Here is a 14,058-nt window from a genome sequence, read left to right as displayed (position 1 = left end):
CCTTTGATAATTTGTTTTTGTGCAAAGAATATCCGATAATTACAGATAAATAGCAAATCCTTTCACCAAATTGACCTCCTCCCCACTTACCTCTGGTTGAAGCGGAGGGTTCTCGCTCGTTTATGATAAAAAGAGCTGCATTATCGCAGCTCTTCTCTATTCCTTTATCGTAATGCCGTAGTGTTGGAACCATACGTGCACTTGACCGAGGTACGCCAACAGCTGCGGTCCTGTCATTAGCTGCCCGAACCAAGGCACTTGGAACGATTTCCCTTCTGTTTCCACTAACTCTTCCAATTTTTTTGCATCGAAAAATTCGTAAAGCACCGACGATCGATCGCTCAACAGCTCTTTCAGCCAATTTTTCACTAGTTCCGTATAAAGCGGATGGTGCGTTTTCGGATATGGACTTTTTTTGCGATAGAGCACTTCTTCCGGCAAAATTCCCTCGAGCGCCTTGCGCAAAATGCCTTTTTCACGGTTGCCATACATTTTCATTTCCCACGGAATGTTCCACACATATTCGACTAGCCGATGATCGGCAAACGGCACCCGGACTTCTAGGCTAACCCCCATGCTCATGCGGTCTTTCCGGTCAAGGAGCGTCGTCATAAACCAAATCATGTTTAAGTAAAACAGTTCGCGCCGCTTCGCTTCCTCGGCGCTTTCCCCTTCGAGCCTTGGAACCTCGGCAATCGTTTCGCTAAAGCGTGTTTGTACATATTCATCCAGCCGCAATTTCTTTCTCCAGTCTTCCTTTAGCAAATCGATGCGCGCTTCTGTCGAACGCATCCATGGAAATCCGCTCCGCGCCAAATCGTCTGGACGGTGAAACCACGGGTAGCCGCCAAAAATTTCATCGGCACATTCTCCCGATAAGCTAACGACAAAATCTTTGCGAATTTGTTTGCAAAACCATAACAAAGAAGAATCCACATCAGCCATACCTGGAACGTCCCGGACAATCACTGCCTCCCGTAAATGGTCAAACAAGTCTTCTTGACTAATGACGCAGCGGTGATGAATGGTTTGAAATTTTTTCGATATGAGTTCAATAAAAGGAGCATCAGCATTGGGCTGGAAATCATTCGCTTTAAAATATTGGTCATTGCCTTCGTAATCAATGGAATACGTATGCAGCTGCCCTTTTCCTTCTTTGGCAAACACCGCCGCCGCAATGGCGGTAATGGAACTCGAATCGACCCCACCGGATAAAAAGGTGCATACAGGCACATCGGAAACAAGCTGGCGCGTCACCGCATCGATAAGGAGAGAACGCAGTTTTTCCACCGTTTCTGCCAACGAATCTCGATGGACGTCACTTTGCACATTCCAGTAGCGCCATACTCTTAGCCCTTCACGAGAAAACGTTAACGCGTGCGCCGGGCGCAATTCTTTGATCCCGCAAAACACTCCGTGGCCTGGCGTCCGTGATGGACCCAATCCGAACACTTCCGCCAACCCTTCATAATCCACTTCCGCCTTTACGTTCGGATGTGCCAAGATAGCCTTAATTTCCGAACCAAACAAGAAACCATCATCGCCGTGACGATAAAAAAGCGGCTTGACGCCAAGACGATCCCGTGCTAAAAACAGCTGTTCCCGCTGTTCGTCCCAAATCGCAAAGGCAAAAATTCCGTTGAACCACTCGACACAGCGTTCTTTCCATTCGATATAAGCGTTCAATAACACTTCGGTATCCGAATGCCCTTGAAAAGTATATCCTTTCTTTAACAGCTCTTTTCGAATATCTTCCGTATTGTACAATTCCCCATTATAAACAACGGTATAACTGTAACCGTTTTTTTGCCTTGTCATTGGCTGTTTCCCGCCTGCCGGATCCACGACGACAAGCCGTTTATGTCCAAACGCAGCATGTTGGCCAAACCATGCATTCGTGTCATCAGGTCCGCGTTTTGCTAGTGTCTCGGTCATATTCGAGATAATCTCTTTTTCTATTCGCAAATCACGCTGAAAATTTACCCAACCGGTGATGCCGCACATACGAACCAATCCTTTCTTTATAAATACAAAAAAGTTATTTCCTTGACATCCTATCCTCCGAACTTTTCTCGCTTTCCTTCAACAAAGCTAACTATATTGTTCGAACGTCAGCGACCAACACTTGTCTTTCCTGTTAGCAACATGCTCCTTCTCCGCATTGGCATGATTCCATTTTATGCAATCCCCCCCATTTCGATGAATTGTCCGATGGCAACAACAGCACGAATAAATAGAAGGTGATCTGGAAAAACAAGAAATATAAGGAGGAGGAGCAAACTTGAACATCGAACAACGCCTGCAATACATCAATGAACAACAGCGTGCCTATATACAAGGAACCGTTGAATTTGTAAACGATGAGTGGGTTTTTTTTGATGAGGAAGAGGAAGAAGCATCATTGCTAGAGGAAATGACAGAAGGGAAAATAGAAGTGTTCCGTTACGGCCATTGGCTGTGCGGCTATTTGCTGGAAAACGGAACTGTCGATACGAGCATCGGCATGTTTCCGCTTCAGACCGGCGACCGCGTTCGTTTTCGCAAACGCTTTTCCTATGCTTATCAGCAGTGGCTGGCAGCGCTTCCGGATCAAACGTTTTTTCAGTTCGTACAATGGCTAAATCAGCTTGGTTTTTCGTTATATGATTGTTTATACTGCTACAATGGATTGTTGTTTGCAAAATATACAGGCGTGAATTTCATTATTTACGACAACACCGAACTAATCAGCAACGTTCAGCACTACTACGAACGCGGGAATACATATAAAGATCACTTTGAAATCACATTTAATAACGGAGAGCGGTTTATTTGCACTCAGCTTGGATAAACAGGGGAAAGAGAGAATTCTTTCCCCGCTTTTTTATTTTTCCCGTGCTACCATATATCCCGCTAACTCCTCTGCCGCCAGCGGCGGATATAACACATATCCTTGGGCGTAGCGGCAATGAAGCATTTTTAACAATTCCAGCTGCTCCACCGTTTCCACTCCTTCGGCGATCGTTTTTAGTCCCAATCCATGGCCCATCGTAATGATCGCCTTGACAATCGCAGTGTCAGATTGATTGGTATGAAGCTGTTCGATAAAAGAGCGGTCGATTTTTAAGGTAGTTGCCGGCAACCTTTTTAAATAGCTAAAGGAAGCGTATCCACTCCCAAAATCATCGACGGCAATGCCGACACCGAGCTGCTTTAGCTCGTTCATCACTTGAATGCTGCTCGAAAGATGACGAAGCATCGAGTTTTCTGTCAGCTCTAAATGCAAACAGTTTGGGGAAAGCTGTGATTGCTTTAACGCCTGTTTGACATCATCAATAAAGTGTTCATGCTGAAATTGCGTTGCTGATACGTTGACAAAAACAGAGAGTTGCTCATTCCCTAGCTGTTGCCACTCTTTCGTCTGTCTGCAAGCAGTCGTCAGCACCCAGCGGCCAATGTCGTGAATGAGCCCCGTTTCTTCCGCCAACGGAATAAATTCGCCTGGTCTAACAAGCCCCAACTTCGGATGGTGCCAACGAATCAACGCCTCATTGCCGATGATGGCACCGGTATGTATATCCATGATCGGCTGGTAACAAAGAAACAGCTCTTGATTTTCCAGCGCTTTCCGCAAATATCCTTCCATTTCTAAACGATATAACATTTCTTCGTTCATTTTTGCAGCATAAAATTGAATTCGGTTGCCTCCGCTTTTTTTCGCCATATTGACGGCGATATCCGCATTTTTTAACAATGAATGTTTATCTACCCCATCATCCGGATAAAAACAAATGCCAATACTCGCCGTAATAAAAAATTCTTTGCTTTCATACAAAATCGGTTTCGCTACTTCTTTTGCAATGCACGTCGCTGTTTCAAATGCCGCTTCCGCATCCATCCCTCCCGGTAGCAGCAGACAAAACTTATCTCCATGAAATCTTCCTAACTGCGCTCCCATTGGCAACACATGCTGAATGCGCTGGACAATCTGCTTTAAAATTTCATCGCCCGCATAATGCCCAACACTGTCATTAATCAATTTAAAGCGGTCCAAGTCGATCAGTATCACCGCTAGCTTTCTATGTTTTCGCTCTGCCTTTTCCAACTGCTCGTCGATGATTTCCATCAATTTAGTTCGGTTCGGCAAATGGGTATCCGGATCATAATATGCTAAATAAGCTATCTTTTCTTCTGCCTTTTTCTGCTCCGTAATATTTCGGCCGATTCCGTAAATCCCTACTTTTTTTCCACCGACAACAATAGGGACATTTTTAATTTGAAACAGCAGCTTCTCTCCTGATTTGGTCGGAATCTCCAAATTGTAAGTTTGCACCTTTCCGCGCAGCGCCCGATAAAAATAGCGACTGACGCGGGGAATATCATTGGGATGGATATATTTTAGCGAGTTCGTATATAAAATTTCTTCTTTTTTGTAGCCAAGCACTTGCTCAAACGCAGGATTCACGCTTGTCAAATTGCCGTGCAAATCGGTGGAATACACAATATCGGTATTATGTTCAAACAGCGATTTATACCGCTGCTCTGATATTTGTGCGCGAACGTGAAGCTGCTCCATGTCACGAGAAGAAGTGGATATTAAATGAGCAAGCGTCACGATCCCTTGAAATGCCTCGGAAACCGACAAAGACGAAGAAACGTTGTCACGATTGCGATTTTGGCTTCCTTCGGATAAAGCAATCATGCTAAACGCTGCAAATCGTATCGGAGAATATTGATCTTTTATCACAAGTTCGGCAAAGACAAACGGGGCAAAAGTTGGAGCGACTTGCTCTAACGTCGCCGCTGCTTGCTGCAGCATAGGATGTGCGTATCCTTGCAATGCGGTGCCTTGATAGAAAAAAATCGCTTCCGGCCATTTTTTTGTTAATTGATGGAAGGCATCATGCATATTCCAATATAATGACGGAGCATGAACATAGCTAAACTTTACTTTCTCACCTTGCTCGATGTCGCCGTTTAATTCAACAGAACCGTCTTCATTTACCTTTACAACCGGTAAACATTCTTTATGGCCATTTCTTTCGACAATGAGCGGAAATTCCGTCCCCGAAAAAGGCAATCGCTCGATAAATTCCTTTCCTAAATAACGTTGCAGCAATATGGCCGCTTTCTTTCCGTCAAGTTCATATAATATATTTTCATGACATTTCGTTATGGAGAAGGCTGTGCCGACCGTCTCCCATAAAAACGGGTGCAACGATTGAATGCGTAAAGAAGCGCCACTAAAACTAACTGCCACTACTCCGCCGGCAACCAATCCTTCCCGGGAAAACAGCATTCCGCCTTTAGGCACACAGCCGCCAATGACAGCCATTTTTTCGTTTACTAACGGCAAATGGCGGACAAGCGGCTGAAGATTGCTTGCTTGGTCCGTAAACAAAAGAAGAAGATTCGTTTCCTCTGTGATGAGAGTATCGGATATATACGTAACAAGCTCAAGTGGGTGAGCAAATTCTTCATAAGGCAATAAAACGGAATGAACGCTCGTCTTCTCAAATGAGGTAAAACATATAAAAAATCGTGCATCATCGCCAACATGTTCACGATGCGCCATCATCCCTAATAATTGGGCATGCGGAAGACGGCGTTCAATCAGTTCGACGATTTCCCGAACATCTCCTTCGTCTGTGCTATTTACGGCAATTTGCACAAAAAGATGGTCATATTGAGCAATGTGGTACTGCTCGATCAAATGACATAACTCTTTGACATTATGGCAGCGAAACTGGTGCATATTCATTATGCTTCACCACACTTATTCGAATATTACAAAAATTTATGAAATGTTCTTTCTATTAACATACCACATTTTATGCATAAGCAAAAGCAGCAACTCCATACGGAATTGCCGCCTGTTTTAAAAGAGATCGAACCCCAGTGGTAACATCAAGCCTAAAAATAGGACAAGGACGAACGCAACAACCCATTGTCCCCAGGCAACGGCCGTGCTTTTCCCTTTTTTCATCGCCGCTAAAACCATTTCCATCGCCCCGATGACCCATAAACCAGCAAGCGTCTTAAGCACATATAATATGGAAATCGAGGCAAGGCTATGTAATAAAAGCACACCCGTTATGATCGTAATGATATAAAACAACCGCAGCACCATTTGCACCATTTTCGCTTTCGAAGACCCTGAACGTTGCAATGAAACCGTGATCAAAAACAATATGATCATAATCAGCCAGCTCGTAATATGCGCGTGTGTCATAAAATCCCTCCATTTTCGCACATTCATTTCCATCATAGCATGCACGTATAGAAAAAAACAAACTTTATACAACAAAAAAGCATTTCTTTCGACATGAAAGGAATTTAACAGAGATCGCGATGCTTTTATCCTCATACTGTTGAAAATCCATCTTACCTATATCGGCGAGACCAACTCCATTTTCCGCCAAAGATATTTCTTTTTTGCTATAATAAGAAATAGCGCAAAAATTATAATTTTATTATCTATTTAAGGAGGAACGCTCATGAGCAAAACAACCGAAATTATTCGTTTAACTGAGCAATATGGCGCCAATAACTATCACCCGCTTCCAGTCGTTCTCAGCAAAGGGGAAGGGGTATGGGTAGAAGATCCGGAAGGCAATCGTTACATGGATATGTTAAGTGCTTACTCAGCCGTTAACCAAGGGCATCGCCATCCGAAAATCATTCAGGCATTAAAAGAACAGGCGGACCGCATTACTTTAACTTCGCGCGCCTTCCATAACGACCAGCTTGGTCCTTGGTATGAAAAAGTGGCAAAGCTGACAGGCAAAGATATGGTGCTGCCGATGAATACCGGCGCCGAAGCGGTGGAAACCGCGTTTAAAGCAGCACGGCGCTGGGCGTACGACGTAAAAGGGGTAGAAAAAGATCAAGCGGAAATCATCGTTTGTGAAAACAATTTCCACGGCCGGACAATGACAGCGGTATCGATGTCTTCGAGCGAAGAATATAAACGTGGATTCGGTCCGATGCTTCCGGGCATTAAAATCATTCCATACGGCGATGTGGAAGCGTTAAAGAAAGCAATAACACCAAATACGGCAGCGTTTATTTTCGAACCGATTCAAGGCGAAGCAGGAATTAATATCCCGCCGAATGGCTTCTTAAAAGAAGCATATGAAGTATGTAAACAACATAACGTCCTTTATATTGCTGACGAAATTCAATCTGGTCTCGGCCGTTCCGGAAAAATGTTCGCCTGCGACTGGGAAAACGTCGTTCCGGATATGTACATCCTCGGCAAAGCATTAGGCGGCGGTGTATTCCCAATTTCTTGTGTTGCGGCTAACCGCGACATACTCGGTGTTTTCAATCCTGGTTCGCACGGCTCTACCTTTGGCGGAAATCCGCTTGCATGTGCGGTATCGATCGCAGCGCTCGATGTCATTATTGAAGAAAAACTGCCGGAACGTTCCTTGGAATTAGGTAATTACTTTATCGAAAAACTGCAAGAAATTCAGCATCCTGACATTAAAGAAGTGCGCGGCAGAGGATTGTTTATTGGCGTAGAACTCCATACTTCCGCCCGCCCATATTGCGAAAAACTAAAAGAAGAAGGATTGTTGTGCAAAGAAACGCATGATACGGTCATCCGCTTCGCTCCACCGCTTGTCATTACAAAAGAAGAATTGGATTGGGCGATCGAGCGGGTGAAAAAAGTATTTGCTGAATCGTAAAAAGAAAAACGGGGCAAGGACAGAAAACGCCCCGTTTTTTACTCCCCAACGGTATTTCGCAACGTTCCGATTCCTTCGACGGTAATCTCTACGACATCACCGACTTGCAAAAAGCGCGGCGGCTTCATCCCTTTACCGACTCCTGCCGGCGTTCCGGTTGCGATAATATCCCCTGGTTCTAGCGTAATGCCGCGGGAGATGGTTTCAATGATCGTCTCGATATTAAAAATGAATTGCTCCGTATTTGCTTTTTGGCGAACTTCTCCGTTTACTTTCGTCTCAATTTGCAGTTTATTTGGATTTTTAATGAGCGACCGGTGCACAATCCACGGTCCCATTGGACAGAATGTATCTAAACTTTTTCCAAGCAAATATTGCTCATGGCGTTCTTGCAAATCGCGCGCCGTCACATCATTAATGATTGTATAGCCGAACACGTAATCGAGCGCCTCTTCTTTGCGAATCGCTCGTCCCCGTTTGCCGATGACAACGGCAAGCTCTCCTTCATAGTCGACTTCATCGGTCACCCCGGCATGCCGCAAGATCGTTTCTTCATGTCCAATAACAGTAGTCGGAACTTTGGAGAAGACAATAAGATGTTCTGGAATATGCGACTTTCCACCCAGTTCCATTGCATGATCGGCATAGTTTTTGCCGATACAAAAAATATTTTTCGCTGGCCGCGGAATCGGGGCAAGCAAATGTACGCTGGCCAAATCATAGACGTATGGCGCAGCTCGATTTTCTTTTGCCCAGGCAACGATTTCTTCTGCCCGCTCTAGAAACGAATCCCCTTGCTTAATGCACTCAAGCAATGATGAAGGGATCGTCGCGCGCTGGTCCATCGCCTGTTCGGCAAGGCGCAAGTGAATGACTTTTCCTCCATCTTGTTCAACGACGCCGACAAACGTCTCACCACGATGCTCTGCTGTTACAAACTTCATTGTCCACTCTCCTTTAATATTGAAAATTTATGCATATTTGTTTATATTCTCGATTTTACACAAAAACCCTACTATTTGTTGAAATTTGTCTAAATTAGAAATTTTATTGCTTGTTTTAGCGAATGTCTTTCTTTTTTCGTCGCTATATGTATAATAATGTTTAGTTCTTTTCCTCATTGACGATCATGACTTTTGAATCATGCCAAAAGCATGACGCCATTTTGCAGCATGGGACAGGGTTTATTCTCAAGGGTTTCCATATATAAAGAAAGAGAATTCCTTCAGAATAAAAAAAGATTGATGGTGAATGCAATGGTTCTTGTTCTAATTGAGGAAAAACGGCAACAGATGATCGAATTAGCATTGACGCACGGATTTACCGCAAAAGAAACCATTCAATGCAGTCAAGAACTAGATGAACTGATCAATCGTTATTTACAGCAAACTGTACTAACCCCTCTCCCTTCCTCGCCCGTCCCTCAATAATACAGCCCCTTTACGAGGGGCTTTTTTGTTTATACAGAGGCGGCTTTTTTCCATACGTCACCCAACGCCATACCCACTCGGCCGGGCCAAAGTGGAAATGCCGAAGCCACTTGCGGCTGATCACCAACTGCGCGCTATAGAGAAAAAGCGCAAGCAGCGCGCCGGCAAACATGCCCATTTTGCCATACCAGCCAAATCCATAATGATAAAACAGCAACGTGCAACAGAGCGATTGCAGCAAATAGTTTGTCAGCGACATTTTTCCGATATATTGAAAAACTATTAGTTGTTGTTTCCATCGCCTTTTTTGAAACAATAGGACAATAGCCGTTCCGTAAAAACATGCTAATGACGTTCCACCGAATATATTTTGGATATACATTGTAAAGCCATTGTTTACGGTAAAGTATGGCAATGTTTTTAAAAATAGCCCTGCTATCAGCGAGAGCAGCGCTACATGACGAAACACCGCCGTATGGCGCTCCGCCTCCTCGATCCATCGTTTTTGCGCGACATATCCGCCAATCAGGCAAAGCGGTAGCACCGTCATCACCGTAAACAGCAGCCCTCCTGAGCCGTTGACGTACATCCAATCATTCCACCGCTGCCAGAAAATATCAGATAGCGATCCGTTTTGGTAATGATCGATTGCTTCTGCCGCCAGCTGAACATCTTGATCTTCACCGCTCCCTTCCTTCCCGGAAAAGACCGTCATTCCAAGCAACAGCAGCATCAACAGATGAGGGATAAAAAAGCAAATCATCGCCCCGATAAGCCATACGCGCGGCCGGGTTTTGAAAAACAAAAGCAATATTGCTCCGGCAAGGGCGTAAGGAATTAAAATATCGCCAAACCAAATGCCAAAAGCATGGACTACCCCAATCGCCAATAAAGCAATAAGCCGCCGTACCAAAATGAATTCAAACGGGAGATGCCTTTGCTGCAGCCGATGGCGAAATAAAACCATGCTAAAACCAAATAAAAAGGCAAACAACGGGTAAAAACTCGCCTCACAAGCAATGTCGACAATCACTGCTGTCCAACGGTCCAGTCCGTTGAATTCTTTTCTATCATATAGTACCGGTGAAGAAAAATGCGGCATATTCACGAGCAAAATGCCAAGCAGGGCAAAGCCGCGCAGCACGTCGATAACTATAATCCGCTGTTCACTGGATGGTTGGCTCATTTTTTCTCCTTTCTTTCTGCGTGCTTTAATAGAAAAAAGGCTCCGCATATCGCGGACGCCATTTTTAGTTTACGTAACGGCCAGTTTTTCCGACCGAATCCCAATATTGTTTGCGCAAATGAACTTTTTGAATTTTCCCGGACGCCGTTTTTGGCAATTCCTCAACAAAAGTGACGCCGGTAATCGCTTTAAAATGGGCGAGCTTTTCCCGTGAAAAAGCGATTAATTCCTGCTCTGTCACTTCATGTCCCGGGCGCACGACCACAAATGCATGCGGCGTTTCTCCCCATTTTTCGTGCGGCACCGCGATCACCGCTGCTTCCAGCACCGCCGGATGCTCGTACAGCACCCCTTCTACTTCAATCGAAGAAATATTTTCTCCGCCGCTAATAATAATATCTTTTTTTCGGTCAACAATATCAATATTTCCGTATTCATCGACTGTCGCCATGTCACCGGTATACAGCCAGCCGTTGCGGATCGTCTCCATGGTTGCCTCTGGATTTTTCCAATAGCCTTTCATGACATTGTTACTTCTTATAATGACTTCACCGATCGTTTTTCCATCATGCGGCACTTCATCACCGTATTCATCTACCACCTTTACTTCACAACCGATCATCGGATACCCCGCTTTTGCTTTTATACGATATTGTTCTTTCAGCGGCAAATGGCGTAAATGCGGGCGAATCGTTGAGATCGTGTTAAGCGGAGAAGACTCTGTCATGCCGTATACTTGAATAAACTCCCAACCAAGATCTTGTTCGACGCGCGTGACAAACGCTGGAGGCGGCGCTGAACCGGCAATCACGACGCGGATTGGGTGGTCAATCGCCGGCTTATGCTCATCATAGTACTGCAACAGCATATTTAATACCGTCGGCGCCATATGCATGACGCTAACCTGATATGTTTGAATATAATCAAAAATCACTTTTGGATCAACCTTGCGCAAGCCGATCTGTGTCGCTCCGTTGGCCGTATAATAAAACGGCGCCCCCCAGCCGTTGACGTGAAACATCGGCAATACGTGCAAATGCGTATCTTGATCGGAAACACGGAGATGATGCATCGCAATCAACGCATGAAGGTAATTGTTGCGGTGCGTCAGCATGACTCCTTTTGGATTTCCCGTCGTTCCGCTCGTATATAAAAGACTGCATACATCGTTCTCATCGATATCCGGACGGTCAACGGGCACAGCTGGATATTGCCCGAGCCATTCGTCGTAATCGATTTCATTTGTTTCTTTATTTTTTTGATGAACGATAATCGTCTTTACTGTTTGCAGCTGATCTTTAATCGGCGCAATTAAGTGGTACAAGTCTTGATCGACAAACAACACTTTGCTTTCGCTATGATTTAAAATAAACAAATAATCGTCGGGCTTGAGGCGCGTATTCAACGGCACTATAATCGCACCGAGCTGAAAGACGCCGTAAAATCCTTCTAGCATTTCGAGCGTGTTTGGCGCTAAATATGCCACGCGATCCCCTTTTTCTACCCCTAACTGTTTTAGACCGTGAGAAAGTTGATTTACGCGCTCGCCTAGCTGTCTGTATGTAACTGTTCGTCCGGAACAAATCATGGCCGTTTTGTCTCCATACAGGGAAACAGCCCGATCTAAAAACTGTGTCAACACTAATGGCACATTCATTCTCCCATCTCCTAACTATGTTTTAGAAAATTCATAATTATAGTATATATAACTTTTCGCAAAAGAAAAAGATGGTCTTTGTCCATCACGACCACCTAATTATTGCCTTTCACCCCTGAGTCTACCGCATCAGGGTCTAATAGATTAACGACACTGCAAAACGTATTCGTCTGCAGAAAATCGCCTGAATTTCCTCCTCCTGCCCCTGAATTTGATTTTGTTGTGCTTTTCGGAGCGATTTGCAGCACATCTCCCATATTGACCGTGCCATTTCCACTCACGTTCGTCACTTTAATTCCGCCAATAATCATTGCCGGCATCACTCATTCTCCTTTTCATTTTTTCTTAAAATACAGGGAAGTAAAAGCGAGGGTAGTTCAATGATTAGCATATGATCAAAAAATAGATTCGCTTGGACACCCATCCTATATTGAACCGTTTTCCTTCCCCATTCATACACTGACAGTAAGCAACGAGAAAAAGGGGGAGCCCTATGCCTTCATTTGTTAGCGGTCCAATTAAAATTACACATGTGAGCGGAGATGGCACCGTAAATTTTGGAGATGTATTGCAAATTGCCCCGAAAAGCACGCTAAAATCTAACACTGGCTCCGGCGGAAGCAATAATGGCGATTTTTTACAAACCAACACGTTTGTCAGTTTTACAAACACAGGAGATGCGGACGTCGCCGACTCGAACAATGTGGCAAACAACTAGAACGCTCACCTTTTTGCTGCTGTGCCCATACACTAAATGTAAGACATAAAAGAAAGGTGTATACCTTATGCCAGCATTTGTCGGAGTTGTCAAATTAAATAGCATCTCAAGCAGCGGCGTGTTTCATATTGGAGACGTGTTTGCGATTTCGCCCCAAAGCGTTGCCAAAACATTTGCCGGCGCCGGTTCGTTTAACACGGGGGATGGTCTGCATATTTACAACTATTATAGCAATACAAATACCAATGACGCGGATGTCGCCGATGAAAATGTGGTAGCCAACGCTTAAAGGAGGAGAAGAAATTGAATTTTTACATTAATCAAAGTATATGTATTTACCAATTGAAAATTGGCTCTGTCACGAACTCATCCGTACTGCAAATCGGCAGCGCAGGCAGCATCCAAGCGCTTTCTACATTAATGAACACAGGAGGGTACACGGAACCTGCTCCGCAGGCGGCCGCTACTGTTCCGCTCGCAGGAGAAGCAGCCGCTCCTCTCGTTCCTCTCCATTCAGCCACACGTTAGAAAATCATGAAAATGGTGATGACAATAACTGGTCGTCCATATATTGAAGTAAGAAGGGACTTTGGAGAGGATGAGTTCACGATTATGCTCCTATATGATTATTTGGTAAAGCTACGGCGCTATTTGTCATGGCAAACAAAAAAAATACAGACGTTAGAACAGCGGCTTCTCCTACTAGAAAATCAGCTAAAAGAACTGGAACAGCAACCTCGCACCACTATTGAGCGAATCGAATATAAATTTGATCAATTAAAAGTGGAAACATTGGAAGGAACGTTAAATATCGGCATCACTCCTAACGGGGCTGGCAACGTTATCGAAGATTTTGCCGTTCAACCAAAACAAACAGTCGTTCCGAAGCCGGAACCCGTCTTATTCCGCAACATTCAAGAAAAAGTTTATGCTTATTTAGGAAAGGAAGCAAAGGAGACAATAAAAAAATTTGAAAAACAGTACGCACATCGTCTTGATGACACGTATCGACATTTTATTTTGCAAGACATTGCCCGGCAAGTAGACGAACGAATTCGTTTTTATTTGCATCAAAAAATGAATAACGGATACGTTCCTAAATCAGACAATGATGAGACCGTCGTAAACGAAATTTTTCAAAAAGTAAAGATGGATATTGAACAATCGATTGACCTTTTTCTAAAACATTTGCCAAAGCAAGGTGGAGAATGATGAATTATACTGTGATCAACCGTGATGTTCATGTTGGAGATATTCATGTAATAGCTGTAACAAGCTCCGCCGTTTTTTTAATCGGCGATGCGGATGTCATTAATATCGCGTCCGCTTTTGACACTCCTCCAGAATCATTAATCATCGGACCGTTCGTTCCGCTCGTCCAAAGAGGAGGGTAA

General features: G+C 44.3%; 15 protein-coding genes. 8 read left to right on the top strand and 7 right to left on the bottom strand.

All coding sequences use genetic code 11. The features are described 5' to 3' along the window. Positions 1-156: 156 nt before the first annotated feature. Positions 157-2,004 carry an asparagine synthase (glutamine-hydrolyzing) gene (gene asnB, locus AC1WMD_RS00990; protein WP_494255769.1) on the bottom strand — a complete coding sequence of 616 codons (1,848 nt, stop codon included), beginning with the start codon at positions 2,002-2,004 and terminating at the stop codon, positions 157-159. Between the two features lie 277 nt (positions 2,005-2,281). Here asnB and AC1WMD_RS00985 point away from each other — a divergent pair, with 277 nt between their 5' ends. Beyond that, a complete protein-coding gene (locus tag AC1WMD_RS00985; RefSeq protein WP_043903747.1) occupies positions 2,282-2,830 on the top strand; it encodes a DUF2777 domain-containing protein in 549 nt (182 codons plus the stop codon). A gap of 33 nt (positions 2,831-2,863) precedes the next feature. On the opposite strand, the gene AC1WMD_RS00980 is transcribed toward AC1WMD_RS00985, so the two are convergent. Next, positions 2,864-5,734 carry an EAL domain-containing protein gene (locus AC1WMD_RS00980; RefSeq protein WP_494255963.1) on the bottom strand — a complete coding sequence of 957 codons (2,871 nt, stop codon included), beginning with the start codon at positions 5,732-5,734 and terminating at the stop codon, positions 2,864-2,866. Positions 5,735-5,857: 123 nt separating this feature from the next. Then, positions 5,858-6,211: a YisL family protein gene (locus AC1WMD_RS00975; RefSeq protein WP_043903745.1), complete on the bottom strand. Its 354-nt coding sequence runs from the start codon at positions 6,209-6,211 to the stop codon at positions 5,858-5,860. A gap of 265 nt (positions 6,212-6,476) precedes the next feature. Between AC1WMD_RS00975 and AC1WMD_RS00970 the strand changes: the two genes are divergently transcribed. Beyond that, the gene (locus AC1WMD_RS00970; RefSeq protein WP_494255768.1) at positions 6,477-7,673 is read left to right on the top strand and encodes an ornithine--oxo-acid transaminase; all 1,197 of its coding nucleotides are present in this window, start codon (positions 6,477-6,479) and stop codon (positions 7,671-7,673) included. Positions 7,674-7,711: 38 nt separating this feature from the next. Here the strand turns inward: AC1WMD_RS00970 and AC1WMD_RS00965 are convergent, their stop codons facing one another. Then, the gene (locus tag AC1WMD_RS00965; protein WP_043903743.1) at positions 7,712-8,617 is read right to left on the bottom strand and encodes a fumarylacetoacetate hydrolase family protein; all 906 of its coding nucleotides are present in this window, start codon (positions 8,615-8,617) and stop codon (positions 7,712-7,714) included. 312 nt (positions 8,618-8,929) lie between these two features. Between AC1WMD_RS00965 and AC1WMD_RS00960 the strand changes: the two genes are divergently transcribed. Then, positions 8,930-9,103, top strand: a complete 174-nt coding sequence (locus tag AC1WMD_RS00960; protein ID WP_088124105.1) for a Spo0E family sporulation regulatory protein-aspartic acid phosphatase — start codon at positions 8,930-8,932, stop codon at positions 9,101-9,103. Positions 9,104-9,113: 10 nt separating this feature from the next. Here the strand turns inward: AC1WMD_RS00960 and AC1WMD_RS00955 are convergent, their stop codons facing one another. From AC1WMD_RS00955 to AC1WMD_RS00945, 3 genes are all read right to left on the bottom strand, one after another. Then, positions 9,114-10,289 carry a DUF418 domain-containing protein gene (locus AC1WMD_RS00955; RefSeq protein WP_494255767.1) on the bottom strand — a complete coding sequence of 392 codons (1,176 nt, stop codon included), beginning with the start codon at positions 10,287-10,289 and terminating at the stop codon, positions 9,114-9,116. Between the two features lie 64 nt (positions 10,290-10,353). Next, entirely contained in the window at positions 10,354-11,946 is a 1,593-nt protein-coding gene (locus AC1WMD_RS00950) for a fatty acid--CoA ligase (RefSeq protein WP_494255766.1), read from the bottom strand. Between the two features lie 95 nt (positions 11,947-12,041). Then, complete coding sequence (locus tag AC1WMD_RS00945; RefSeq protein ID WP_017436504.1) at positions 12,042-12,266, bottom strand: spore germination protein; 225 nt, start codon at positions 12,264-12,266, stop codon at positions 12,042-12,044. A gap of 173 nt (positions 12,267-12,439) precedes the next feature. Between AC1WMD_RS00945 and AC1WMD_RS00940 the strand changes: the two genes are divergently transcribed. From AC1WMD_RS00940 to AC1WMD_RS00920, 5 genes are all read left to right on the top strand, one after another. Continuing rightward, complete coding sequence (locus AC1WMD_RS00940; RefSeq protein ID WP_043903739.1) at positions 12,440-12,664, top strand: spore germination protein; 225 nt, start codon at positions 12,440-12,442, stop codon at positions 12,662-12,664. Positions 12,665-12,731: 67 nt separating this feature from the next. Then, positions 12,732-12,953, top strand: a complete 222-nt coding sequence (locus AC1WMD_RS00935; protein ID WP_017436502.1) for a spore germination protein — start codon at positions 12,732-12,734, stop codon at positions 12,951-12,953. A gap of 14 nt (positions 12,954-12,967) precedes the next feature. Continuing rightward, a complete protein-coding gene (locus AC1WMD_RS00930) occupies positions 12,968-13,192 on the top strand; it encodes a spore germination protein GerPB (RefSeq protein WP_043903737.1) in 225 nt (74 codons plus the stop codon). A gap of 84 nt (positions 13,193-13,276) precedes the next feature. After that, entirely contained in the window at positions 13,277-13,876 is a 600-nt protein-coding gene (locus tag AC1WMD_RS00925; protein WP_494255962.1) for a spore germination protein GerPC, read from the top strand. Further along, on the top strand, positions 13,876-14,058 hold the full coding sequence (locus tag AC1WMD_RS00920; RefSeq protein WP_494255765.1) for a spore germination protein GerPD: 183 nt from the start codon (positions 13,876-13,878) through the stop codon (positions 14,056-14,058). The genes AC1WMD_RS00925 and AC1WMD_RS00920 overlap by 1 nt, the downstream gene beginning before the upstream one ends.

The sequence above is a fragment of the Parageobacillus sp. NEAU-HV-2 genome (assembly GCF_059115485.1).
This window is presented reverse-complemented; position numbering and strand designations above follow the sequence as displayed.